Source organism: Vibrio sp. Vb1574 (assembly GCF_033338675.1).
Genome location: NZ_JAWOTC010000381.1, coordinates 1 through 1,116, shown reverse-complemented (window position 1 = coordinate 1,116; position 1,116 = coordinate 1). Strand labels below are relative to the sequence as shown.

Genomic DNA, 1,116 nt, shown 5'->3' with positions numbered 1-1,116 from the left:
AAGCGAGGCTTTTCTGTCTCCATCTCCGGCAAGGTGTAAGTGGTAGCACTCAGGCAGTTTTGCGATGGCGTGAATTAACGTTTCGTGATCTTTGTGTTCATGTAGTCGGCCAACCATGCCAATGTTGATGGTTGCTTTCTCGCTGAGATCGTGGGCTTGTTTGGCCGTCATCGGAAAGCGATTTAAGTCGACGCCGTTATGTACAACTCGATACTTGTGTTGGTACCGAGGCATGAACTTCACCAATTCTTCTTGAACTTTTTCACTGATGCTAACGGTATAGTGGTGACCCCAATAGAGGACATATTCTATGAACTTAAACAGAGGGTAATCTCTGCGTCGGTTGTAAGAGCAGTGTTCTGTTTGAATGCGTTTTTTCCCGATCGAAAGCAGCGCTAGGTAAATAGACGGATACAGGTGTCCGTGAACGAGATCTGGCCAGCGTAGTAGTGACCATTTTTCCGATAGAGACAGTGTCTGCCAGTTAAAGCATTGGATTCCCTGTGCGGAGAGTTGTTCCAAATAGTCGTTCTCAGCACACAACACGAGGATCTTGATTTCATACTCGGGATTATGCTCGAGCACCAAGTCCACTAAGAACTTTTGCGCCCCACCATTTTGAGATAGGTCGTTGATGATGTGTAAAATTTTCGTCTTCATCATTGCGCCATTTGATACTTTTGTTTGAGTTCGGAAATTTCACTTGAAGTAAAAAAGTGGGTCGTCAATTTGGATGACAACATTTCCTCAATAAACTCGGGTTTAGGTTGATAGCTGTTTTTGAAGTCATTGATCAGCGAGGAGTACCATTTGTTGTTTGATTGGTTGTCGTGGACCACATCAACTGGATAGCCGAGAAACTCGCCAACGGTAGCTGGTGATTGCTTCAGCTTGTCACTTCGAATTACGAGCAGAGAAAAGTTGCCTTGTTGGTAGGTTTGGCAACCAGCTTCATGATCGAACGGTTTATTGAACACGTCGATCCCTGTTAGCATTTTTATTTCATTATCAAACCACTCCAAAGGGTAGTGGTGATTCATGTGCTCTTCGAAAGCTTCTTGCAACAATTGCGGACGCTCAGAGCGAATTGCACTGTCGTCATTTAAATATTTTTCT

Annotated in this window: 2 protein-coding genes; both read right to left on the bottom strand. The window is 44.2% G+C overall.

Going from position 1 to position 1,116, the window contains the following annotated elements; translation table 11 throughout:
* Positions 1-660: glycosyltransferase (locus R7O12_RS26330; RefSeq protein WP_318127014.1), on the bottom strand; the 660-nt coding region annotated here is incomplete at its 3' end.
* Positions 660-1,116 (bottom strand): putative capsular polysaccharide synthesis family protein (locus R7O12_RS26325; protein ID WP_318127013.1); only part of this gene is annotated, 457 nt, incomplete at its 5' end. The genes R7O12_RS26330 and R7O12_RS26325, both read right to left, overlap by 1 nt.